We start from the raw sequence: 23,050 nt of genomic DNA on the forward strand, positions 1-23,050 counted from the left end.
TGCTTGTTCATGTACAAACTGACCGTTGAAAACCTGCACAAAAGTTACGGTAACCATGAAGTCCTCAAGGGCGTTTCGCTGAACGCCAGGACCGGCGATGTGATCAGCCTTATCGGCGCCAGTGGTTCGGGCAAGAGCACCTTTCTGCGTTGCATCAACTTCCTGGAAACACCCAACGACGGTGCCATGAGTCTGGACAACCAGCCGATTCGAATGGTCCATGACCGCCACGGCATGCGCGTGGCCGACGCCAACGAACTGCAACGCATCCGCACTCGCCTGGCGATGGTGTTCCAGCACTTCAACCTGTGGAGCCACATGACGGTGCTGGAAAACATCACCATGGCTCCACGCCGGGTGCTGGGTGTCAGCAAGAAGGACGCAGAGGATCGCGCCCGGCGCTACCTGGACAAGGTCGGTTTGCCGGCACGGGTTGCTGATCAATACCCGGCGTTTCTCTCAGGTGGTCAGCAGCAACGAGTCGCCATTGCCCGTGCCCTGAGCATGGAACCGGAGATCATGCTGTTCGACGAGCCGACGTCAGCCCTGGACCCGGAATTGGTGGGCGAAGTGCTCAAGGTGATCCAGGGGCTGGCCGAAGAAGGCCGCACCATGATCATGGTGACCCACGAAATGAGCTTTGCGCGAAAAGTGTCGAACCAGGTGCTGTTCCTGCACCAGGGGCGGGTCGAAGAGCAAGGTGCGCCCGAGGACGTATTGGGCAACCCCAAAAGCGAGCGCCTACAGCAATTCCTCAGCGGCAACCTGAAGTAACCGGAGCGCCTTCGAGCGACCGCAGGGTTGCTCGAAGGCGCTGGCTCAACCTGATAATCCATCCCTCCCGCCCTCTACTGAGCAGCTGAACTCATTCTTCCTGCAGCCCTGCCATACTGTTCAGCATGACCCGTGCAACTTTCCGCTTCTACGAGGAGCTCAACGATTTCCTGCCGGCCGAACGGCGGCGGCAGTCCTTCACTTGCGAGTGCGCGCGAGGGGCGACGGTCAAGCACATGATCGAGGCGCTCGGGATACCTCACACCGAAGTAGAGATGGTGCTGCTCAACGGCGAGTCGGTGGGCTTCGAGCGGGTGATCTTCGACGGTGACCGGTTGGCGGTGTATCCCAAGTTCGAAGCGCTGGACATCAGTCCGTTGCTCAAGGTTCGTACGCAACCTTTACGGGTGCTGCGCTTCGTCGCTGATGCGCACCTTGGTGGATTGGCCAGTCTGCTGCGCATGAGCGGCTTCGACACCCTCTACGACAATGGCTTCGACGATGCCGAGATCGCCGAAATCGCCGCGCAACAAGGACGCATCGTGCTAACCCGCGACCGCGAACTGCTCAAGCGGCGGATCATCAGCCACGGCTGTTACGTGCATGCCCTGAAACCGTCACTGCAGCTGCGCGAATTGTACGAACGCCTCGACCTGGCGCGTAGCGCGCGCCCCTTCAGCCTGTGCCTTCATTGCAACCTGCCGCTGCACGAAATCAGCCCGGAGCTGGCCCGGCCGCAGGTGCCGCCACGCGTTGGCGTCCTCTATTCGCACTTCCTGCGCTGCGACGCCTGCCAACGGATTTACTGGGAGGGTTCGCACTGGCGCGGCATGTGTGCACTGCTGGCACCTCTGCTGGACCGATAGCCGAGCCCATCGGCTCGGCTGCGTGGTCAGGGACAACTGGCTTTTGCATCAGATAGATACGGCCAGAAGCAGTCCTTCGAATGACAGTCAGCGCTGAGAATGAACGGCTTTGCTCGAACGAAAGACCAGGTAACTTGCCACCACCAGCACCCATGCAGCAATACCGCCATACAGCATCACCCAGCCAAACCCATGCGCCAAAGCTGCGTTGGCGACATCGACCGGAATCGTGATCCCTTGGCCAGTCGGCACCAACACGGCAGAGTTGCCGGCCGAAATATTCTCCGCCAGCCATCTCAGTTGCCCATCATCGGGCGAGCCAGACAACTGGTTGCGCAGGGAAGACAGGATACCTTCCACCAAGATGAATCCCATCAGCGCGATATTAATTGCAAGGCTGATCATGCGAGCGCTGATATCGATGCCCGATGCCATGCCGGCACGTTCACTGGGCACCGATCCGGTGGTGGTATTGGTCACAGGCGTATTGGTCAGCCCCAGTCCGACTCCGGCGATCAGGCAGCCTGGAAGCATCGTCAGCCAGCTGGCGTGCGCGACACTACTGCCCCATTTCATCAGCAGGAACCCCAAACCTATGGTGAACAAACCTGCGGGAATCACCACGTCAGGTCGATAGCGCAGCGCCAGCCGTTCACCTAACGGGGGAACAACCAGCGTCGGCAGCGTATAGGCCAGCAGTGCCAGACCGGTGCCGACACTGGCGTAGCCCAGGCTATTTTGAAAGTACAGGGGCAGGTAAATCATGAACGGCCAGAAACTGAAGTTCATGCCAGCCGACCCTAGCAAGGCCCCCGAGAAGCGACGGATGCGCAATACCGAGAAGTCGAACATGGGATCGACATAGCGTCGCTGCGCAACGACAAAGACGATAAAGCTGACCATTGCCACCACCAGACTGGTGATGGCCGAACCGCTGGAGAAACCCTCCCCTACTCCTTGGGTAATGAACCAGGAAAGGCCTAACACTGCCAGCGACAGCGAAATAATGCCCAACACATCCAGCCTGCGACGCTGCGGATCACGTGACTCATCGACACCGGCGATCACCAGCACCAGCGCGAGCACGGCAATGGGCGCATGCACCAGAAACACCCATTCCCAACTCGACAACGCCACGATAACGGCGCCGATTATCGGGCCAAACCCCAAACCGATACCGAACACGATTCCCCAGGCACTGAACGCTTTCCCGCGCGCAGCTCCCGTCTGAAATCGGTGAGACAGCACGGCCACCTGACAGATCAGCATGGCACCACCGGACATACCTTGCAGGAATCGGTTTGCAACCAACACATTGGCGCTTTGCGCCCATCCACAGCCCAGTGAGGTCATGCCGAAAAGCACCAGGCTGATGACAAACACTCGCTTGCGTCCATACCGATCCGCCAGTGTGCCGGTGGCCATCAGCACCGTGGTGCAGGCGATGGTGTAGGCATTCATGATCCACTGCATATCTTTAAAATCGCTGTGCAGAACCGATTCAAGAGTGGGCAGGATTGCCGGCACGCTCGAGATTTCCAGGCCGAACATCAGCGACGCCAAACACACGGCGGCGATGGTGAAAATATCCTTCTGCGACGGAGAGAACTGCATCGTGATCTTCCAGATCAAGTTGATGGGCACTGGCAAGACCGCTCTGCACGCAGTCAGGGGTAGAGACGCGATAGCCTCGCCAGCGTCACCGGGCACAAGTCCAAGTGAGCGGCCGCATTCTGGAAGTAATTAAAAAATGACAGAAATGATTTAATTTCGTAAATTTTATTAATATTCGTCATGAGTTGACTAAATGGACTTCGACCCAGCTCTGTTGCGTGCTTTTGTCGCGATCAAGGACACCGGTAGTTTCACTCGTGCCGCAGAGCGGCTGCACTTGAGCCAGTCAGCGATCAGTCATCAGATCCGGCGTTTGGAGGAACAGGCCGGTACTACGCTACTGGTACGCACCACCCGACGTTTGACACTGACAGAAGATGGCGAAGATTTTCTGCGCCATGCCGAACAAATCCTCAGAGCACAAGACGCCCTCTCCCGGCGTTTCGAAACGTCGTCGGTATCCGGGGCCGTGCGCTTCGGTGTGCCAGAAAACTTTATCGGCGACGGCCTGCCGCCGTTACTGTCTCGGTTCGCCAGACAATTTCCCGCCGTACGCCTGGATGTAACCGTCGGCACCTACCTCGATCTGCGCGCGCTGGTTGATGCCGACGGGCTCGATCTGGCCGTAGTCATGGCATTGCCGGGCAGCCAGGCCGGCGGTACCGTGCTGCGCGAAACCCGGTTTGTCTGGGCCGCGGCGCAGAGTTTCGACTTTACCGGCGATGCTCCTTTGCCACTGGCGTTTGCCCCAGCACCCTGCTTGCACCGCCAGGTGGCCGTAGATGCGTTGGAGAGTTCTACCGTGGATTGGCGGGTCGCCTTTACCTCTCCGAGTCAACAAGGACTGCGGGCGGCGGTATTGGCGGGACTTGCCGTCACCGCTCTACCGCTGGGCGATCTAGAGCCCGGCATGGTGGTCATTGACGGCCAACATGGCCTGCCACCGCTGCCGGATGCTGATTTCAGGCTGATATGGAGTGTCACGGGAAAGACGCCCGCGGCCAATGCATTTGGACAACTGCTGGTGGAGATGTCTGAGTCGCCATCGATCTAGAACAAACTGTCTCTGGGGGGCCGTCAGTTGGTTTAGCAATCTCACAATTGATTCGCCTGACAAAATCCCCCTACCCCGCACTCAACTCCCACAGCACATCCAGCACATGTTGCGTAGGCCGTTCGATGTCCCGACTACGGTGGGCAATACCCAGTTGCCGCCACAATAAGGGCTTTAATGGCCGCATGACGATCCTGGTATCGGGCAATGGCGTGGAGGCCTCATGCGGCAACAACGTCGCACCATAGCCAGCCGCCACCAGGCTTTTGATCGCATCGTTGTAGTTCAGTTGAATACGCGGCGCAGGCTGCGGCCCACCACTGGCGAACCACTCCGCAGTCAAACGCGAAAGACGAGTGGTGTTGTCATTCAGAATCAATGGCTGAGTGGACAGCCAGTCGGGGGTCACAACCTCCGGGGATTCCCAGCGAGCCGGCAAGAAAGCCATGACCGGGTCCCGTCGCCATGGCTCGATTCGCAAGCCCTTCACCGGGGACTGCGGCAGCGCGACCAAACCGATCTCCAAAGAGCCCTCGGCAAGCTTCTTCAAAGTTTCCTGCGACGTGAGCACCGCGACCTGCACATCGATAGCGGGATGGCGCTGGCTCAACGTCTCCAAAGCGTGCGGCATCAACTGTGCGATGGCCCCTGTGGAGGCGCCTAGCCGCACACGCCCGGCCAATCCCTGTACCTGACGTTCCACGTCCTCAAGCGCCTGCTCCGCATCTACCAACAGACGCCGCGCACGTTCCACCAGTGTGTTCCCAATCGCCGAAGGCTGAACGCGCCCACGCGTGCGCGACAACAGCTTGCCGCCCACGCGCGACTCCAGGTCGGCGATATGCAAACTGACCGTGGGTGGCGCCAAGTGCAGCACACGGGCCGCCTCGGCAAACGAACCCAGGTCGGCAATCGCCACCAACGTGCGCAGACGGTCCAGGCTGATTTCGCGCATGAGTGACTCCTTGTTCAGAAAAACTGAATTTCATCGTTGATAAATTCAACTTTTCCTATCTTAGCGCCTCACTGAAGATTGGAACTCCTGATTTCCAACGTCCGAGAGCATTCCATGGCAAGTCCCCTTGTATTCATCGATGGCGACCAAGGCACCACCGGGTTGCAAATCCATCAACGCCTACGCGACCGCAGCGATCTGCGGCTTATCACTCTCAGCCCCGAATATCGCAAGGATCCGCAACGTCGCGCCGAAGCCATCAATAACTGCGACATCGCGATACTGTGCTTGCCCGACCAAGCCGCGCGCGACGCTGTAGCGACCATCGAAAACCCCGCCGTGCGGGTGATCGATGCGAGTTCGGCGCACCGCACCCATCCAGGCTGGACCTATGGTTTCGCGGAGATGAATTCGCAGCAGAGCCAACGCATCGCCACCGCGCGACGGGTCAGCAATCCCGGTTGCTATCCAACGGGGGCGATAGGGTTGCTGCGCCCTTTACTGGAGGCCGGATTACTGCCCAGGGATTACCCGATGAACATTCATGCCGTGTCGGGTTATTCCGGGAAAGGACGTGTCGGTGTGGAGGAACATGAGGGAAAAGGCGCAGCACAGGCGTCGGCGTTTCAAGTCTATGGGCTGGGGCTGGCACACAAACATATTCCGGAAATTCAGCAACAAAGCGGTCTGACGGAGCGGCCGATGTTTGTGCCGGCCTATGGCGCTTTTCGGCAGGGGATCGTACTGACCATCCCCTTGCAAACCCGGTTGTTGGCGCCAGGTGTGAGTGCGGTGCAGTTGCATGCGTGTCTGATGCAGCATTACGTCGATGCGAGCCATGTACAGGTGATGTCGATGCTGGAGGCTAAAGGGCTGACGTCCCTTGATCCTCAGGCACTTAATGGGACTGATGATTTGCGACTGTCAGTGTTTGAGAATGACGAAACGGGCCAGGTTTTGTTGGCTGCGGTGTTTGACAATCTTGGGAAGGGAGCAGCTGGAGCAGCAGTGCAGAATCTGGATTTGATGCTTGCAGGAACATGACTCCGATTAGCCGCGCAAATTAGCGTGATGCCCTCATCCCGAACCAGGATTAGAGCTCAGGCCAGGTTCGTACCTGAAGCCGTGAACCCATTTAACGGTAATACCCAGACTAAAACACCCACTTCAACTCGTAGAGAAAACATCTTGTTTTGGCATAAAAAATCGAGCAAACAATTCGGATTGTGACTTGATATTTAATTTGGCATAAATATTGCGGCGATGAACCTTTATCGTTTCCACCGAAAGGGAAAGCTTTCCGGCTATCTCTTTATTAGAGAAGCCACTGAGCAACAATCTGAGCACATCACTTTCGCGCATTGTTATTTGCGTGCCAAGCTGGGTAATTGTTTCTGGCCATAGAGGTGATTCAGTGAGATTTTTTTCTACATCATTTTCAAAACACATGCGCTGATGCATTAATTCAGTCACCCACGGCTTGATAATATCAAGCATTGTTATTTACTCTTGATCAAAACGGACTTTGCTACCAATGGAAATACATAACGTTCTATCGGCGTCAAGCTGAACATTGTACTGAGCCTCATCCACAGAGATATACTGTGCAAAATATTGATGATAATACTCAGTTTCAAGAAAGTATTCCGGCGCAATATCCAGCAAATGAAAGAAACCGCTCTGGGGATTTTCTCGATTAGCTATATAAAATGGATCCAGCAGGTAAAGCCCCTTCACATAGCGATGAGTGAACGCGTCTACCTCTTCGACATCTGCGACCTCAGGAAGACTAACAACTTGCACTTGTTGATTGCTAAAGATCAATACAACCCAATTATCGATTTGCACGTATTCATTTAATATACGAACAAGTGAACTCCAGAATTCTGGACGGTTCAACTGCATGATCAGCTTCCCAATCGATCGGTGCCAAGCCAGGCTATGAAGGTCGAACGGCATTTTCTACCCCTTTAGGGTTAGGGATTCGTAGGTCAGAGATAAGTATTCGTAGGTATTTACTATTCGGTAACGCCCGGTATATTCGCTTGCAGGACTTACGATGGCCATGAGGGCACATCGTCTTGATAAGGATGTTGCATGAGAAAATCACGTTTGCGAACCATTTTTTCGGCCTCGCTTCTCTGTGCAGGGATGAGCACATCAGTGGGGGCTGTAGAGCCTGGGGTGTATCTGTATAACTGGTTCGGGCTTCTCGCACCGGAGACCCCAAAGGAGTTTGAGCAGGCAACCGGCACCAGAGTGCATATGGATGCTTTCGACAGCGCCGAAATCATGCAGAGCAAGGTAATGGCTGGGCGCACGGGGTATGACGTGGTTGTGGCCACCTCCGATGTGTTGCCAAGCCTGATCCAGGCGGGAGTACTTCAGCCGTTGGATCGTAATCAACTGAGCAATTTGTCCCATATCGATCCTGATATCTTGTCCCAGGTCGCGGTCAATGATCCTGGTAATCGCTACGCCGTGCCCTATCTATGGGGTACTACCGGCATTGGCTATGACGTTGACAAAGTCAAAGCGGCATTGGGTGATAATGCTCCGGTGAATAGCTGGGATTTGATCTTCAAAGAAGAAAACATCAGCAAGCTCCAGTCGTGTGGTGTGGCAATGCTTGACTCTCCAAGTGAGATCATTTCGATTGCCTTGCATTACCTTGGGCTCCCCAGCAACAGCAGGAACCCGGATGATTACCAGAAAGCTCAAGCCCTACTGTTAAAAATCCGTCCCTACGTCCTCTATTTCGACTCCTCCCGAATTGACGCAGACCTGGCTGACGGCAATATTTGTGCAGTCGTGGGATGGGCTAATGGTGCCCTTGCCGCGCAGGCCATAAACGAGAAGACCAACACTGGACGCAAGATTACCTACAGCCTTCCCCGCGAAGGAGCGCTGGTCTGGTCGGAAAATCTGGTTCTTCTAAAAGACGCTCCCCACCCAAAGGAAGGTATGGCGTTTATTAATTATATGTTGCGACCAGAAATCATTGCCAAGACCTCAAACCACACTCTCTACCCTAACGCTAACAAAGATGCCGCTGAGTTTGTCGAACAGAAGTTGCGAGACAATCCCTGGATTTATCCAGACAAAAAGACTATTGCCACACTTGTTCCACTTGAGCCACTGCCATTAAAGCTGGAGCGAATCCGTACACGGATCTGGACCAAAGTGAAGAGTGGTGTGTGATCTGACTTGATTTGTCGCCTGCTGCTCTATGCATATCTTTATTTTATACGCGGACGTGCTTGAGCAGCAGATTGAGGCTATTTATGTCCGAAAAGTAAGACGCAAACGCCGATATACAAGAGCGCCAAATTAGTGGATTAGTCCCTGTTATAGCTCTTGCCTTGAACTGGACTTACCCGGCTTCCTGACATTGACATCTGCGACAGCGCCGATTCAACACCTTATGCAAGAAGAGAACAGTGGATGTTCAGCCCAGCCAATCAGACGCCTTTCAGTTTGACCATCGACGGTTTTGCGCACGACTTTCAAGTACTCGCATTCTCCGGAGATGAGGCGATCAGCAGGCCTTACCTCTTCAATGTGGAGCTTGTTAGCGAGCGGTCTGACCTGGATCTCGAAAGCCTCTTCGACGTAGAGGCTTTTCTGACCTTCGACACGAAGGGCAACGGCATCCATGGACGGATCTATCACATCGCCCAAAGCGGTAATGATCAGCGTTTGACGCGCTACAATCTGGCCCTCGTACCGCACCTGTCCTACTTGCGCCACCGCATCAACCAGAGGATCTATCAACAGTTCTCGGTGCCGAAAATCGTCGCCTTGATACTGGAAGAACACGGGATTGTGGGTGACGCTTATGCTTCATCTGGGGTCGACCTACCCCGAGCGTGACTACTGTACCCAGTACGATGAAACGGATTTGCACTTTATTCAGCGCTTGTGTGAAGAAGAAGGTATCCACTTCCACTTCCAACACAGCGCTCAAGGCCATGTGCTGGTCTTTGGCGATGACCAGGCGGCTTTTCCCAGGATTGGGCAACCCACTGCTTATGGACAAGAGAGCGATAGAGTGGCCAACGAGCCACTGATCAGGCGCTTCAACCTACGTCTGGGGAGAAACGAGCAACAGCCAGGCATGGAAAACGATGACAAGCTGAAGCCTTCCACAAGCCATGAGCACGGCAAGCAGATAAGTCTGCGTGCTATGGAGCGCCGCCATGCGGCTTATCGTCAAGCCGAAGGGCAAGGTGACCAGACCCGGTTAGTCAGTGGCCATGTTCTGGAGATCTCTGGCCACCCGCGCCAGGAATGGAACGACCTATGGTTACTGACTCAGATCATCCACGAAGGCCAGCAACCACAGGTATTGAGCGAGAACATCGCCAGTGGCAACACAGACAACGAGGATGACTTTCATCAGGGTTACCGCAACCGCTTTATCGTTCTTCCGTGGGACGTGTCCTATCGTCCGCCTTTGGCTCACAAGAAACCTCAGGTACCAAGTAACCACACCGCTGTGATCATCGCTCTGGAGGACGAGGAGATCCAGGGTGATAGGCGCAACGGAAGGGTCAAGGTCAAGTTCCCCTGGGAACGCGAAGGTAGATTTGACGACAAGAGTTGTTGTTGGCTGAGGGGGACCTCCAATTGGAGTTGTGGAATGACGCCCCCCCGAACGGGTATGGAAGTCATGGTTACATTTCTCGAAAGCGACCCCGATCAACCGCTGATCAGCGGTTGCCTGTGCTGCCGCTAACCGCAAACCCTATAAGAGCAGCAACCGTCAGGTTGAAATTTACCCCTGCAATTACTTAGTCAAGGGCTCAAGCCAGCAGGTCGGCGATCCACCGGGCCTGCCGGGCGACATCCTGCACCTTCTCCTCGGGCACGGCCTGCCGGGCCTTGGCGAAGCTGCTCAGGGTCCGCTGCTTCTCGCGCAACAGGCGCTGCCACTTGATCAGGAATGCCGAGCTGCGTGCCTGCATCTGCAGCGGACCGAAATACAGCTCCTCGGCGGTGTACATCACCGGCCCGGTGCGCTCGGCGACGATGATTTCGTAGTCGAAGCGGTTTTCCCGCAGCACTTCCTCGCAGAGGATGCAGTAACCATTTTCCATCAGCCATTGGCGCAGTGGCTGCTCGCCGCCGTTGGGTTGAAGGATCAGACGCTCCTGGCCGCTCAGACATGCCTTGCCGCAGTCGAGGATGTCGCGGATCGTCTCGCCGCCCATGCCGCAGATGCTGATTGCCGTGATCCCGTCTCCCGGCTCGATTGCCGTCAGGCCATCGGCCAGGCGCACGGTAATCCACTGGTCCAGGTCGTTCTCGCGCACGGTGCGTTTGGCCGAGCGAAATGGCGTCAATGCCACCTCTCCGGCCACCGCCGCCACGATGGCGCCACGGCGCATCAATGCCACAGGCAGGTAGCCGTGATCCGAGCCGATATCGGCCAGGCGCGCACCTGCTGGCACATGTGCCGCCACGCGTTCCAGGCGCATGGACAATGTCTGTTGGTTCAACTGCTGCCCCTTTTCACCACGAACGTCCGGCACCTTTGACCGGGTCGGCCCGCGATTCTGGCGAGCAACGCAGTGCATTTCAAATTTATGCGACCAGGGTCATGGCTCGACCCGCACCTACCGCTTGAGTATCGGCCCAAAGCGAACCCTGCTAATGGATCGCTTTGGGCCGACCTGAGACCTACTGCCGAGCCGTCCAAACGGCCAGTTCATAGCCATCCGGATCAATGAAGTGGAACCTGCTTCCACCAGGGAACGAGAATACTTCGCGGCTGATAACAGCGCCCAAGGCTTTGAGCCGTTGCTGCGCCTCATCGAGATCATCCGAGTACAAAATGATCAAAGGGCCACCAGGTCGAACCGGCTCTCCCGTAGTGAAGCCACCGGTAAGGCGGCCATCACTGAATTCCGTATAAGTTGGGCCGTAGTCGACGAATGTCCAGCCGAACGCACTGCCGTAGAAAGCTTTGCTGCGGGCAATGTCGTCGACATTAAATTCAATATTATCGATCTGCCGGTCTTTACCACGCACACTCATGGATGCCTCCTTGGCTGATTTCAAAGGAACAATGATATTGCAGCTGCCGGCAAGGAGCAGCCCCCTCCTCCAGCGTTAAGCCACTTTCTCCTTCCGGGCAGATTCCGGAGCAGGGATAATGCGCCTTTCCCACCAATCGGGTGAATTAATCGCCCAGCACAAGCAGCCGCCTGGACTCGGCTGCCGCCACTACAGGAAGGAGCTTTTACATGTCATACCGGCTTGCCATTTTCGACTTTGACGGCACGCTCGCTGATTCTTTTCCGTTCTTTGTTTCGGTGTTCAACCAGGTCGCTGACAGGCACGCATTCAATCGGATTCACCCGCAAGAGTTGGACGGTCTGCGCAAGCAGGGGGCTCGGGAGATCATGGCTCATATCGGAATGCCCCGCTGGAAGTTGCCTCTGGTGGCGCGAACCTTCATGAGCTTGATGAAAAAACATCGAAGCTCGATCCCACTGTTTAATAGCATTGCCAATACCCTCGCCCATCTTGACGAGAGAGGACTGATCCTGGCGGTGGTTTCTTCTAACTCCCAAGAAAATATCAAGCAAATATTGGGCTCCAGCTGTCGACATATCCGGGCCTTCGAATGCGGCGTCTCCATTTTCGGCAAGGCGTCTCGCTTGCGCCGTGTCATGCGCAAATTTGGCGTGGCGCCAGAGGAGGTTATCTACATCGGCGACCAACCTACGGATGGTGAAGCAGCAGCGACTGCCGGTATCGCCTTTGGCGCGGTCGCCTGGGGATATGGGACACAGGATGCGTTCCACAATCTTCAATCCCATGAGTGGTTCGCCGATGTGAGAGAGTTACGGCGACTGGCAGGAAGTGATGCTCACCTTGAGTCATTTGCAAGTTTGTAGGACCCACGCTTATGCCCGCCTCGCAAATCCGCCCCTCACCCGCGCCGCTGCTCAAATCAGGAGAGACGGTGGTCTTGTTCGACGGTGTCTTCGCCATGACCGCCAGCGGCGCGTGCGGTTGGCGGCGGTTCAGTCACCCGAGGGGCAGCTTCGCTACCCTTCAGTGAGTCTCTTCCCGCACCGACCGTCGAACCTCAGCCTGTATGGCATAAGCCGGCGCCTCCACAGCATTGAAATCTTGTGTATAGCGCTGGGCAAATCCTTCTACCCCCCATTCCTGAAACTGCTGCACGTGTTTCAGTTCGTGAGCCCAGAGCGCGATGTCCTGTTCTGCGGTTTGAGCGTCCCGGAAGAGGATGATGTCGATCAGGGTCACGGCACCGACATCGGGGTTTTGCAGCATGGTAGTGGCGGCGCTGAATTGGCCGTTATCGCTCACTTTGTAGTGCGCGGCATCGAGGACGCCGGGATCGTACCAGCGCAGCAGTTGCTCCCGGATGTGCGGTGGAATGGGTTGGATCTCGGCGCTGGCGGCTTCAGCGCGGGCTTGGGTCAGCCACAGCGCCAGGGCAGGTGCCGCGACCTGGTAGACGCCATCAGGCATCTGCCCCAGATCTGGCAGGCAGATGCAGCCGTTCAGGCACACTTGTTTCTCGCCAGGTGGGCAGGTGCTGGCCTGGGCTGGCGCTACAAGAGTCAGACCAAGAACAAACAGCGCCACCAGGCATGTGATGATGGGCGGCATTGGGCCCTCCAGGGACGGAAGCAGCGCGAACAGCGGATCACAATTGATCGATGACCCGCATAACTTTAGCGCATCCCTGTCGGGTCTCTTCTCGATGATTGCCTGGGGGTAATTGCTGCCCTCACAACGACAGCAACAGTCGATCAGAAGTGATCGGACTGGATATTCGGTGTCTCATGGTGGAAGAGATCGCATCGGCCACCCCAAAACGCACCTTGAGCAAACGCGGCTAGGCGCGTTCACGCCGCTATAGTCGATGCTATTGCCGACCGTACTTCCAGGAGCCTTTTCCCAGTGTCTGACATGCCGAGCAACTTCGCCTACACAAAACGCTTCAACGCCGTACTCGCCTACATTGATGCCAATCTCGAAGGTGACCTGTCGGTGAGGACGTTGAGCCACGTGGCGAATTTTTCGGTGTTTCACTTCCATCGACAATTCAGCGCGTTCGCAGGTGTGCCTGTCTCACGTTATGTGCAACTGATGCGGCTACGACGCGCGGCACATCGCCTGGCCGCCCTCGCTGATCACTCGGTACTGGACGCGGCACTCGGTGCCGGTTTTGAAAGCCCCGAGGCATTTTGCAGGGCGTTCAGGCGGGCGTTCGGTATGACCCCGAGTGCGTTCAGGAAGGAACCGAACTGGCAGGTCTGGAATGCGGTATTCGCAATCCCTCATTTTTCCAGGACTATCATCATGCAAGTACGAATCGTGGAATTCCCAGAAGTCAGGGTCGCAGCGCTTGAGCACTGCGGACCACCCGGGCTCGTCAATGAGAGCGTGCGCAAGTTCATCGAGTGGCGTATGCAGAGCGGACAGTCGCCGGTGGCATCGAGTCGCACCTTTGGCATTCCCTATGGCAACCCCGACACGACACCTGCACAAGCATTCCGCTTCGCCATCTGCGGCGAGATTCACGAGGCCGTGGCGCCGAATGAATTCGGCGTACGCGAGATCGTCATTCCTGGCGGTCGCTGCGTCGTGGTACGACATACGGGGTCACCGGATCACATCGGCGAAACGATCTATCCGATTTACCGCGATTGGCTTCCTGCCAGTGGCGAGGAACTCCGTGACCACCCGTTGTTCTTCAATTACCTGAGCGTCTATCCCGAGACACCGCAGGATCAATGGCAAACTGACGTGTATGTTCCGCTGCAATAGCGGAGCAAGCAGCTATAGAGGTATTCCTGTAGCGACCGGTGTGCGCATGTATGCCAATGAAATCCTGCCCACCGACCCTGCTGGCGACGTACTGGTCAGCATCGAGGCGCAGGTCAACGACGGTATCGGCCCGCAACGCACCCTCTCGACACTGATCATCAAGACCTGACTGGAGACACACACATCCGAAATTACCCAACTGCTCATTGCCCTGGTGCTGTTCTTTCTGCTCGATCGGTTTCTCAAACCGTATCTGCTGCGCAAGTGGCTAGGGGTGGTGCTGGTGGCGGCGGGTGCGGTCGGCTGCGTTGCTGCAAGCAGATCCGTTTATTGGGGTTTGATCTGGGGTTGCTGTCGATCTTTGCCGTGGCGTTCGGGGTGGGGTTGTTCCTGAAGCGGCGGCGGTTCGAGCAGATTGACTGAAGGGACGTAGGGATGTATCGCTACCAGGGATAAATCCTCCTCAGCAAATGCATCCTTGATAAATGCCTCCAGCTCTTTCTCTTCAAGCAACTCAATAGAAAAATGCCCGAAGCGTTTCGGTAACCAGAGTATGCGTGTCCCACTTGGCGTCTGGAGGTTATCGCGAGACAGCGGTTTGCCGTTCTCATCTTCCGGCTGGACGCCTGCGTCGATCAATTCGTCATAGGCTACCTCGATGTCCGGTGTGGAATAACAGTGCCGGTAGATGGTGCCTTCGCCGTTGGCGTCCATCAGAGCCTTGAGATTTCCGGTAAACGGTTGCACCAGCATAAGGCGCTCCGTTCCGAACATAACGATCGCATAGCGCACGTGCAAACCGTCGCGCTGCCAATCAAGTGTCTTTGAAATTCTGGCGCTGAAGACGCGGGCGTAATACCTGCACGCTTCCTCAAGGTCTTTGACGAGAACATCCACGTGGCTGAACTTTAATTTCAATGGCCCCACCTTCTTCAGATATGCGATTTGATACCGAGATCTCTCCCTATGTATCACAGTGTGTCTGATTAGCCTCTCGATACATGGTTTTTCACTTGGCCTGCGATTCGACACAGACCAGATACGTCGCCGCGTTCAAATGCAAACAAGGTTTCGAGGGGCTCAGTCAGAACCCCTGGCCAACGGCTTGCAACGGAGACATCACATGAAGATGGCACTGCAGAACAAAACCGGAAAAAACCGCCACCGCCTGGTCGGCTCGTCGATCCTCGCGTTTACCCTGTTCGGCGTTCTCGGTGCGGCCCACGCACAAACGACCGCCGCGGCGCAGCCAACCTCGGTCAATGCTGGTGCCACTCATGCAACACCCTCCCCATTCGGCCCACTCAAGCATGTCAACGCCGGCCTGCTGGACGTGGCATACGCCGAAACAGGCCCGGCTAATGGGCCGGTGGTGATTCTTCTGCACGGCTGGCCGTACGACATTCACAGCTATGACGAGGTCGCCCCGTTGCTTGCTGCAAAGGGTTATCGAGTGCTGATGCCGTATGCGCGTGGCTATGGCGATACGCATTTTCTGTCCGATAAAACCGTTCGTAATGGCCAACCGGCTGCGCTGGCCAGTGACGTCATCGACTTCATGGATGCGCTGAAGATCAAACAAGCCGTGCTCGGTGGTTACGATTGGGGCGCACGCTCGGCCGACATCGTCTCGGCGCTGTGGCCAGAACGGGTCAAGGCGCTGGTCTCGGTCAGCGGGTATCTGATCGGCAATCAGGCGGCCGGCAAGAACCCGCTGCCACCCCAGGCTGAATTGCAGTGGTGGTATCAGTTTTACTTCGCCACCGATCGCGGTCGCGCCGGGTACGAGAAAAACACCCACGACTTCGCCAAGTTGATATGGCAACTGGCTTCGCCGAAATGGGCGTTCGACGACGCCACTTTCGACCGCAGCGCCAAGGCGCTGGAAAACCCCGACCATGTCGACATCACCGTGTTCAACTACCGCTGGCGCCTGGGCCTGGTCCAGGGTGAGAGCCGATACGAAGCGCTGGAGCAGAAACTGGCCACGGCGCCTTCCATCAGCGTGCCGACCATCACCCTTGAAGGCGATGCCAACGGCGCGCCGCACCCCGCCCCCGAGGATTACGCCAAGCGCTTCACCGGCAAATACGAGTTCCGGCTGATCAGCGGCGGCATCGGCCACAACCTGCCGCAGGAAGATCCGCAGGCGTTCGCCAAGGCTGTGATTGATGCGGATCACCTTTGAGGTGATCTGACATCCATGCACTTGCCCCGCTGAACACCCTCACAACAACGGCTCGTTTATTTAACGAGCCGTTTTAACCAAGGCAGGCGCAACCGTCTAATCTAAATAGAACACGACCACAAACACGCCTCCAGCCTCTTGATACAGGGGAAAATGGGATGATCGGCAAAACAGCACGCCAATGTTCGTCATGGATCCTCCCTTCCCTGCTCGCCATCAACCTGGCCCTGACCGCGGGCTGTGCTGGCAAAACTTCCACGGCCCGCTACTCGGCCTCAAGCACAGACTCAAGCGCAGGCTCAAGTTGCTATGCAAAAGCGCTACCCACTGCCGGCGAGGGCGGCCTGGCCTGGGGCTCCACCCTGAACATGGCTCGCCAAAAGTCCATGGATAACTGCATACGCTATGCCGGCCAATCCGGTGGCACGCCGACGACCTGTCATGTGGTAATGGCGGAGTGCAAAAACTGATAGCAAGGTGTATCGGTGACGCAGCAGATCCAGCCGTTGCTCAAGGAGATCGAAGCGAAACAGCCGTCGGGCTACCGCATCGACGTGGGCGGCGCGGTGGAGGAAAGCGACAAGGCCAATAAGGCGCTGCTGGCGGTGGCCCCGCCGATGATGATCAGCATCCTGCTGCTTATGCTGCAACTGCTGAACTTCTCTCACATGTGGATGGTGGTGCTGACCGCACCGCTGGGCTTGATCGGTGTTGTGATGGGTAGCATTGCGATCTTGATCGATCGCTCTGCTGCCCATCGAATGCCTGCGTTCAATAACAGAACTGAACGCTCACCCTCTGCTCAATAGTGTCAGGCGGCACCAGGGACATTTGTTCCCATGCCCGCCGGCAGGAACGGTCGAATTTCGTCGATTTCCGCAGCGCTGAGGCGCAACTCCAGGGCTGCAATCAGCCCGTCTACTTGTGCGCGATGGCGGGCTCCGACAATGGCGCCCGTCACGACCGGTTTGCGAAGAACCCAGGCGATGGCGACCGCCGCAGCGCTCACCCCGTGCCTTTCTCCAATGCGTGCCATGACGTCAACCAATGCCAGGTTCGCACTCAAACGGGGCTCCTGGAAATCAGCACTTCGGGCCTTGCGCCAATCGTCTTCGGGCAGTTGCGAAATGCGTTCGCGCGTCATGCTGCCGGAAAGCAGCCCTGATTGAAGCGTGGAATAGGCAAGCACACCCATCCCGGCCTGCTCACAGAATGGCAGAACGTCCTGCTCGATGTCCCGCATCAAGGCGGAGTACGGCGGCTGGAGCGAAACGATCTCTGTCACCGCCTGCGCACGCTTGAGTTGAGCGACATCGAAATTCGATACGCCGATAGCGCGAATCTTTCCTTGATCGCGCGCGGCGGCCAAAGCCGAAAGCGCCAATTCAATGCCTTCACTGCTGGCGTCGGCAGGAAAAGCAGGCCAGTGGATCTGATAAAGATCGATCGTCTCGACTTGAAGCCGGTGCAAGCTTGCGTCGATCTCGGCGAGCAACGATTGAGGGGCCAGTGAGTGCGAAATCTTCTTCGTGACCGGGTCCCAGACCAAACTGCCTTTGGTGAACACCAAAGGACGCCGTGAGGCCGGCACCCGCCGCAGCAATTGCCCCACCAATTGCTCTGCATGGCCCAAGCCATAAACCGCAGCGGTGTCAATCCAGTTCACGCCGCGTTCGACGGCATATTCAAGTGCGCCCAGGCTGTCCTTGTCATCCTGCGCTCCCCAACTGTACTCCCAGCCGGTGCCGGCGATTGCCCAGGTTCCCAGGCCAATCGGCGAAATCAGAAAATCCGATGATCCAAGACGATTGTTTTGCATAGCGACCTCTCCACGAATGATGGAGGAAGTATCCGGCAGAGGTCTCATGACGATAAGATAGGTAATCGTATTTGAACTACTGAATAACACTCATGAGTTATCACCCCGATCTCTCTGAACTCGACGCCTTTGCCGCCGTCGCTCGCCATCGCAGCTTTCGCAAGGCCGCCGACGAACGTGGCGTTTCGGCTTCCGCGTTGAGTCACGCAATGCGAGCGTTGGAAGCACGTTTGGGCATCAGACTGCTGAACCGAACCACTCGTAGCGTGACCCCGACCGAGGCCGGCCAGCAGCTATTGGCAACGCTGCTCCCGAGCCTGCACCAGGTTAACGATGCATTGGCGCAATTGACCTCGATGCAGGAAGTGCCCACTGGCAAACTTCGCCTCAACGTGGCGCGTCCGGCGGCTCGCATCGTGTTTGCGAAAGTGCTGGCGCCCTTCGTGGCCAGGTATCCACGTATTCAGTTGGACCTGATCACCGATGATGGATTGACCGATATCGTCAATGAGGGATTTGACGCTGGAGTCCGCTTTGGTGAAAGCCTGGCCGGTGACATGATCGCAGTCCCTGTCGGCGCACCTCAATCGTTCGTGACCGTTGCCGCGGATGCTTATCTGGCCGCGAAGGGAACCGCGCACGTCCCCCGCGACTTGCTCGACCATGCGTGCATTGCCAGGCGTTTTCCCAGTGGCAAACTTTACGCCTGGGAGTATCAAGCCGACGGTCAACCGATACGGTTATCCGTCACCGGCCCGCTGATTCTGGAAGACGATGCGCTGATGATCCAGGCAGCGAAAGACGGCGCTGGTATTGCCTATGTCTACGAGGAACTGGTGCGCGACGATCTCCGGAACGGGCATCTCAGAGAAATACTCCAGGAGTGGAAAGCACCACCCAGCCGGTTCTTTCTTTACTACTCAAGCCGGCGCCTTGTGCCACCCGCCTTGAAAGCGCTTATCGAATTTATCAAGGTTCGCGAGGCTGCGTAGCCGTCGTAGAATCAAAACTTGAATCCCACGATTTTTTCAACTAACGGAGTCACCTACATGGAAGTCATCAATCAGTTGCAGCCCGCAGAGTGTGCAGGCATGGAAGATATCCGACGCGAAATCGACGCCCTTGACCAGGCCGTTATCAAGCTGCTGGGCAAGCGTTTTCACTACGTGCTGGCCGCCTCGAAGTTCAAGACCTCGGTGACTTCGGTGCGCGCTCCGGAGCGTTTCAAGGCCATGCTGGCAACACGACGCGAATGGGCCGAAGCCGAGGGCCTGAGCCCGGATGCCATCGAGAAGATGTACAGCGACCTGGTGAACCACTTCATTGCCGAAGAGATGAAACACTGGGCGGCTCATCAATCCGAAACCTGACGCTAGTGTCCTGGCTGTCCGCCCTACCGGCCAGGAGCGGACAGTTGTTCCACTGCACAATCATTCAAGTAGTTTCACCCGCAAGGAGAGCGACCTTATGAAGCCCGTCAGAATTCGTACCCTGCAAAGTACTGATGCCGAGGCGTTGCTGACGTTCGAGCTGGACAATCGCGAATGGTTCGAGCGCCACATTGACGCGCGCGGCTCTGCTTTTTACTCGGTGCAGGGCGTCACCGACCACATTGACGCTTATTTAGCTGATTTTGCCGCCGGAACCTGGCACCCATTCGTCATCGAAGATGACGCCGGAAACATCGTGGGTCGGGCGAACCTCAAAGGCATCGACATGACCGAGCGGTCGGCAGAAGTCGGCTACCGGATTGCCCAAAACGCTTGCGGACAGGGACTGGCAACGCTGGCGGTGAGGCATCTGATCCAGCAGGCGCAGTTGCATTGGAACCTTAAACAACTGGTGGCCACCGTATACGCTGGAAATATCGGCTCGGCAAAAGTACTCAAACGGTGTGGCTTCTTGATCGAACATGCGTCTCGAAAAGGGGCAGAGCACGAATGTCGGTTTGGTCTTTCGATTTAGCTGAGTGAGTCTCCATCGGCTCCGGATCTTCTCATGCTGATTGTCTGCGCCAAGAGCCGGGTGACGTGCCGAACTGGCGTTTGAATGCGCGACTGAACGCAGCTTCGGACTCGTAGCCAACGGCAAAGCCAATTTGCGCCACATTGCCGCGACCTTCGCGTAGGTGTTGAGCCGCCACGTGCATACGCCAGAGCGTCAGGTATTGCATCGGTGGCTGTCCGACCAATGCCGTGAATCGCTCCGCGAATACCGAGCGCGACATGCCCACTTCAAGCGCCAGCGCTTCTGCAGTCCAGCCCTCGGTTGGACGAGCATGGAGTAGCGCCAATGCGCGTCCAATATGCGGGTCTCGCAAACCCGCCAGCCACCCGCGCCGCTCAGCGGGGAGGCTGGCGACATACTGGCTGACGGCTTCGACGAATAGCAATTCGGATAGCTTGGCGATGACCGTTGTCGAGCCGACGCGTCCCGCCGCGATTTCACTCACCGCAAAACGGAATGAGCTTTCGATCCAGGTGCCCGAAGCCGTCGCGCGCAGGTCCAGTTTCAATAAGGATGGCAGCGACGAAAGCAACGGACTGAAAGGTGTCTCAGAGCCGAGGAAGCCGCACAATAACTGCGTGGCCTCGCCGCCCCCGCCATACTTGATTCGTGAAATGCCGCCGACTTCCGGCGGCTGAATAACGTCCCTCGCCGGCATGGGCGCAATGCTCAGGTCACTGCCAAAGGAATGGGCGTCATTGCGAGGAAGCAGAACGAGTTCGCCTGCCCCCACGTCGAGGATGGCACCACCGTCTATTCGTATTTGCATGTGCCCCGCGGCGACAAAATGCGATGCAATGATATGTCGAGGGGCCGCCAGGAACGGTTTGCAATCATCCGCCGAGATTCTGCCGTTGATGCACCAGGGCGCAGTGAGTTCCGCCTCAAGGAAGACCCCTCCAGACAGCCTGATCACACGCAAGACATCAGAAAGCGCATCCAACACTTGCCCGTCCTCTTTTCCGGACTCTGGAGCAGGTATTCAGGCGCATCGGTCATTCACCACCTGAACCGCGATGCCTAGATTAGCACCAACGCGGACTCAGAGATCGATGGTCATTGGCTCCGACGTCAACCGTAATTGCCCCATTCCAACTCGACCAAGGCAGCAGGAGATCTAGATGAACACCATCGCTACCCTACCCGGCTCAGAGTCAGGCAACGCCGCCCGTTATGCTCAAATGGTCAGATCATCGAAAAAAACCGAATGGCAGATCGATCGCGATTTGCTACAGGACCGGAGTTTCGACTTCTCGCGCAAATTCCTGCCCGATGGACTATCGCAAATCGACCGACTGACCTTTCTCGCCGAGGCCGAGGCGCGCCTGCTCAGTCAGATTCAGGGCCGGACCTATGCGTATATCTTTGGCCTGGTCGAGCGGTTTATCAGTGCCAAAATGCTCGATCAAGGCCGAGCCCATGTATTTGACGATCAGCTTGCACTCGAAGCGCTGGTGCGCTTTTCCAACGACGAGATCAAGCACCAGGAATTATTCCGGCGCATGGAGACGATGATTGGTTCGCAATTGCCAGCGGGATATCGTCAAGTTGCCGATCCAAACGATGTGGCACGTGCGGTACTTGCAGCCAGCACTTGGTCGGTGCTGGCGCTGACCTGTCATATCGAGCTTTTTGTTCAGGCGCACTACACACAGAGCATCGCACCGCGCGAGGAGTTGTGCCCTCTATTCAAGGATGTCTTCAAATTTCACTGGAAGGATGAAAGCCGGCACGTCGTACTCGATGAACTGGAGTGGAAGGCGGAGCACGCGAAACTGTCGCCAGCCGAGTGTGACCTGGCAGTGAACGATCTGATTGCGCTGGTGGCGGCCGTCGATGCAATCCTGCAGGCACAATCGGCATCCGATGCCGACTACTTTATTAGAAGTGTCTCAAGACCGTTCAGTGTCGATGAGACAGCGCAAATCCATGCCTGCCTGCTGAGCGCCTATCGCTGGCAGTACATTATCTCGGGCGTACAGCATCCACACTTTGGCCGGCTGCTGACGCGCATGACAACGCCGGCACAAATGGCCAGGATTCAGACCGCACTGGCCCCCATCATGAATAATTGATCGACAGCGCGCGACCGACCGTTTGTCGGCCGCGCGGCTGTGAACGCGGCGGGTAGAAACGGCCAAGCGCGGCCTTTCAGGTAATGTGGGAAGTGGCCTGAAAAAGCTGTGGGCTCTGAAGGCAACAAACGGTGGCCGCAACGGTCCAACGCGCGGTTGAACACCAGGTGCGAGCTACCAGAAGCATCACCTGCCGACTGCCACTACCTCTGGGAGAACCAATTGTCAGCTGTCTTTTTGCGTCAAATGTTCCGGTTATCGGTACTGCTCTTTTCCGTTGGCACTTCGTTCTCTGTTTACGCCTGCCCAAAAGGGCAGTACGAAGTCTGCGTAGTCACTTGTTTTTGTGCTCCGGGCTCCAAAGAGGAGACCGGGTCGATTTTTGAGAACATGAGCCAAATAGCTTCCACTGGATTACAGAGTTGGATCGTGCAATCGCGCGACACCGCGGCAACTGGCGATATTCGGACAATCCCGCTGAATATCCGGGCCCAACTCGAACCCTACTATGACATTCAAGTGCTTGATTCGGCCCGCTACAAGGTAGGCGATGATGAGGAGCTGAACGCCGCAAACACCATGTTGCAGAATCCCGATGTCACTGCGGTCACCCTGATAGACATCATCGTCTTTCGCAGTGCCGATGATGCTCTTAACAATGTCGCGCTGTGGGCGCATGAATTGAAGCACGTGCAGCAGTACCAGCAATGGGGGGTTCGGGAGTTTTCCACTCGCTATACCCGTGATTACACAGCCGTCGAGGCGCCTGCTTACGAGATTCAAGCCAAGGTAGCCAGAGCGCTAAGAGCCAGCGTGGCCCAGTCAGAACCTCCTCGACATCCTTGAGTTCAAAGGGCCAGGCAATCCTGCCGTCTGCAGCTCTC

At 56.7% G+C, this 23,050-nt stretch carries 23 protein-coding genes and 5 pseudogenes; 19 read left to right on the forward strand and 9 right to left on the reverse strand.

Annotated elements, in window-relative coordinates:
* Nucleotides 1-9 precede the first annotated feature (9 nt).
* A complete protein-coding gene (locus tag PSH69_RS17960; RefSeq protein WP_018925636.1) occupies nt 10-774 on the forward strand; it encodes an ABC transporter ATP-binding protein in 765 nt (254 codons plus the stop codon).
* A 125-nt stretch (nt 775-899) separates the two neighbouring features.
* Entirely contained in the window at nt 900-1,640 is a 741-nt protein-coding gene (locus PSH69_RS17965) for a Mut7-C RNAse domain-containing protein (protein ID WP_018925635.1), read from the forward strand.
* 87 nt (nt 1,641-1,727) lie between these two features.
* On the opposite strand, the gene PSH69_RS17970 is transcribed toward PSH69_RS17965, so the two are convergent.
* Nucleotides 1,728-3,254: an MFS transporter gene (locus PSH69_RS17970; RefSeq protein WP_305409310.1), complete on the reverse strand. Its 1,527-nt coding sequence runs from the start codon at nt 3,252-3,254 to the stop codon at nt 1,728-1,730.
* A 193-nt stretch (nt 3,255-3,447) separates the two neighbouring features.
* Between PSH69_RS17970 and PSH69_RS17975 the strand changes: the two genes are divergently transcribed.
* Nucleotides 3,448-4,308, forward strand: a complete 861-nt coding sequence (locus tag PSH69_RS17975) for a LysR family transcriptional regulator (protein ID WP_305409311.1) — start codon at nt 3,448-3,450, stop codon at nt 4,306-4,308.
* 70 nt (nt 4,309-4,378) lie between these two features.
* Here the strand turns inward: PSH69_RS17975 and PSH69_RS17980 are convergent, their stop codons facing one another.
* Entirely contained in the window at nt 4,379-5,263 is an 885-nt protein-coding gene (locus PSH69_RS17980; RefSeq protein WP_305409312.1) for a LysR family transcriptional regulator, read from the reverse strand.
* A 114-nt stretch (nt 5,264-5,377) separates the two neighbouring features.
* Here PSH69_RS17980 and argC point away from each other — a divergent pair, with 114 nt between their 5' ends.
* Complete coding sequence (argC, locus tag PSH69_RS17985) at nt 5,378-6,307, forward strand: N-acetyl-gamma-glutamyl-phosphate reductase (protein WP_305412851.1); 930 nt, start codon at nt 5,378-5,380, stop codon at nt 6,305-6,307.
* 123 nt (nt 6,308-6,430) lie between these two features.
* Here argC and PSH69_RS17990 read toward each other — a convergent pair.
* Nucleotides 6,431-7,222 (reverse strand): annotated as a pseudogene (locus tag PSH69_RS17990) (response regulator transcription factor).
* A 138-nt stretch (nt 7,223-7,360) separates the two neighbouring features.
* Between PSH69_RS17990 and PSH69_RS17995 the strand changes: the two are divergent.
* Nucleotides 7,361-8,464, forward strand: coding sequence for a polyamine ABC transporter substrate-binding protein (locus PSH69_RS17995; RefSeq protein ID WP_305409313.1), 1,104 nt, complete (start codon nt 7,361-7,363; stop codon nt 8,462-8,464).
* Nucleotides 8,465-8,707: 243 nt separating this feature from the next.
* Nucleotides 8,708-10,001: pseudogene (gene tssI, locus PSH69_RS18000) on the forward strand (type VI secretion system tip protein TssI/VgrG).
* A gap of 67 nt (nt 10,002-10,068) precedes the next feature.
* Here tssI and PSH69_RS18005 read toward each other — a convergent pair.
* Both PSH69_RS18005 and PSH69_RS18010 read right to left on the reverse strand, forming a co-directional pair.
* On the reverse strand, nt 10,069-10,764 hold the full coding sequence (locus tag PSH69_RS18005) for a tRNA (adenine(22)-N(1))-methyltransferase TrmK (protein WP_305409314.1): 696 nt from the start codon (nt 10,762-10,764) through the stop codon (nt 10,069-10,071).
* 181 nt (nt 10,765-10,945) lie between these two features.
* The gene (locus PSH69_RS18010; RefSeq protein WP_111455136.1) at nt 10,946-11,302 is read right to left on the reverse strand and encodes a VOC family protein; all 357 of its coding nucleotides are present in this window, start codon (nt 11,300-11,302) and stop codon (nt 10,946-10,948) included.
* A 209-nt stretch (nt 11,303-11,511) separates the two neighbouring features.
* On the opposite strand from PSH69_RS18010, the gene PSH69_RS18015 reads away from it, so the two are divergent.
* The gene (locus PSH69_RS18015; protein WP_305409315.1) at nt 11,512-12,168 is read left to right on the forward strand and encodes an HAD hydrolase-like protein; all 657 of its coding nucleotides are present in this window, start codon (nt 11,512-11,514) and stop codon (nt 12,166-12,168) included.
* Nucleotides 12,169-12,179: 11 nt separating this feature from the next.
* Nucleotides 12,180-12,316 (forward strand): annotated as a pseudogene (locus tag PSH69_RS18020) (thiol-disulfide oxidoreductase); the annotation flags it as partial.
* 12 nt (nt 12,317-12,328) lie between these two features.
* Here PSH69_RS18020 and PSH69_RS18025 read toward each other — a convergent pair.
* On the reverse strand, nt 12,329-12,913 hold the full coding sequence (locus tag PSH69_RS18025) for a DUF4157 domain-containing protein (protein WP_305409316.1): 585 nt from the start codon (nt 12,911-12,913) through the stop codon (nt 12,329-12,331).
* Between the two features lie 294 nt (nt 12,914-13,207).
* On the opposite strand from PSH69_RS18025, the gene PSH69_RS18030 reads away from it, so the two are divergent.
* The 3 genes and pseudogenes from PSH69_RS18030 to PSH69_RS18040 all read left to right on the forward strand — a co-directional run bounded on the left by PSH69_RS18030 (nt 13,208) and on the right by PSH69_RS18040 (nt 14,500).
* On the forward strand, nt 13,208-14,077 hold the full coding sequence (locus PSH69_RS18030) for a GyrI-like domain-containing protein (RefSeq protein ID WP_305409317.1): 870 nt from the start codon (nt 13,208-13,210) through the stop codon (nt 14,075-14,077).
* 46 nt (nt 14,078-14,123) lie between these two features.
* The gene (locus PSH69_RS18035; RefSeq protein WP_019580173.1) at nt 14,124-14,246 is read left to right on the forward strand and encodes a hypothetical protein; all 123 of its coding nucleotides are present in this window, start codon (nt 14,124-14,126) and stop codon (nt 14,244-14,246) included.
* A pseudogene (locus tag PSH69_RS18040) lies at nt 14,247-14,500 on the forward strand (hypothetical protein).
* A gap of 36 nt (nt 14,501-14,536) precedes the next feature.
* Here PSH69_RS18040 and PSH69_RS18045 read toward each other — a convergent pair.
* Nucleotides 14,537-14,995: pseudogene (locus tag PSH69_RS18045) on the reverse strand (VOC family protein); the annotation flags it as partial.
* Nucleotides 14,996-15,200: 205 nt separating this feature from the next.
* Between PSH69_RS18045 and PSH69_RS18050 the strand changes: the two are divergent.
* The 3 genes from PSH69_RS18050 to PSH69_RS18060 all read left to right on the forward strand — a co-directional run bounded on the left by PSH69_RS18050 (nt 15,201) and on the right by PSH69_RS18060 (nt 17,074).
* Nucleotides 15,201-16,265, forward strand: coding sequence for an alpha/beta fold hydrolase (locus tag PSH69_RS18050; protein WP_305409318.1), 1,065 nt, complete (start codon nt 15,201-15,203; stop codon nt 16,263-16,265).
* 158 nt (nt 16,266-16,423) lie between these two features.
* A complete protein-coding gene (locus PSH69_RS18055; protein ID WP_305409319.1) occupies nt 16,424-16,735 on the forward strand; it encodes a hypothetical protein in 312 nt (103 codons plus the stop codon).
* Between the two features lie 15 nt (nt 16,736-16,750).
* Nucleotides 16,751-17,074, forward strand: a complete 324-nt coding sequence (locus PSH69_RS18060; RefSeq protein ID WP_305409320.1) for a hypothetical protein — start codon at nt 16,751-16,753, stop codon at nt 17,072-17,074.
* A 2-nt stretch (nt 17,075-17,076) separates the two neighbouring features.
* Here PSH69_RS18060 and PSH69_RS18065 read toward each other — a convergent pair whose 3' ends face one another.
* Nucleotides 17,077-18,084, reverse strand: coding sequence for an aldo/keto reductase (locus tag PSH69_RS18065; protein WP_305409321.1), 1,008 nt, complete (start codon nt 18,082-18,084; stop codon nt 17,077-17,079).
* A 92-nt stretch (nt 18,085-18,176) separates the two neighbouring features.
* Between PSH69_RS18065 and PSH69_RS18070 the strand changes: the two genes are divergently transcribed.
* The 3 genes from PSH69_RS18070 (at nt 18,177) to PSH69_RS18080 (ending at nt 20,049) form a co-directional block, all read left to right on the forward strand.
* Nucleotides 18,177-19,076: a LysR family transcriptional regulator gene (locus PSH69_RS18070; RefSeq protein ID WP_305409322.1), complete on the forward strand. Its 900-nt coding sequence runs from the start codon at nt 18,177-18,179 to the stop codon at nt 19,074-19,076.
* 57 nt (nt 19,077-19,133) lie between these two features.
* Nucleotides 19,134-19,454: an isochorismate lyase gene (locus PSH69_RS18075; protein ID WP_064618687.1), complete on the forward strand. Its 321-nt coding sequence runs from the start codon at nt 19,134-19,136 to the stop codon at nt 19,452-19,454.
* Nucleotides 19,455-19,551: 97 nt separating this feature from the next.
* Nucleotides 19,552-20,049 (forward strand): GNAT family N-acetyltransferase, encoded by a 498-nt coding sequence (locus PSH69_RS18080; protein ID WP_305409323.1) that lies wholly within the window; start codon nt 19,552-19,554, stop codon nt 20,047-20,049.
* A gap of 31 nt (nt 20,050-20,080) precedes the next feature.
* Here the strand turns inward: PSH69_RS18080 and PSH69_RS18085 are convergent, their stop codons facing one another.
* Nucleotides 20,081-21,037 (reverse strand): AraC family transcriptional regulator, encoded by a 957-nt coding sequence (locus PSH69_RS18085; protein WP_305409324.1) that lies wholly within the window; start codon nt 21,035-21,037, stop codon nt 20,081-20,083.
* A gap of 175 nt (nt 21,038-21,212) precedes the next feature.
* On the opposite strand from PSH69_RS18085, the gene PSH69_RS18090 reads away from it, so the two are divergent.
* The gene (locus tag PSH69_RS18090; RefSeq protein WP_305409325.1) at nt 21,213-22,166 is read left to right on the forward strand and encodes a diiron oxygenase; all 954 of its coding nucleotides are present in this window, start codon (nt 21,213-21,215) and stop codon (nt 22,164-22,166) included.
* A gap of 246 nt (nt 22,167-22,412) precedes the next feature.
* Complete coding sequence (locus PSH69_RS18095) at nt 22,413-23,012, forward strand: DUF4157 domain-containing protein (protein ID WP_231508991.1); 600 nt, start codon at nt 22,413-22,415, stop codon at nt 23,010-23,012.
* Nucleotides 23,013-23,050 lie beyond the last annotated feature (38 nt).

The sequence above is a fragment of the Pseudomonas sp. FP1740 genome (genome assembly GCF_030687165.1).
GTDB lineage: Bacteria > Pseudomonadota > Gammaproteobacteria > Pseudomonadales > Pseudomonadaceae > Aquipseudomonas.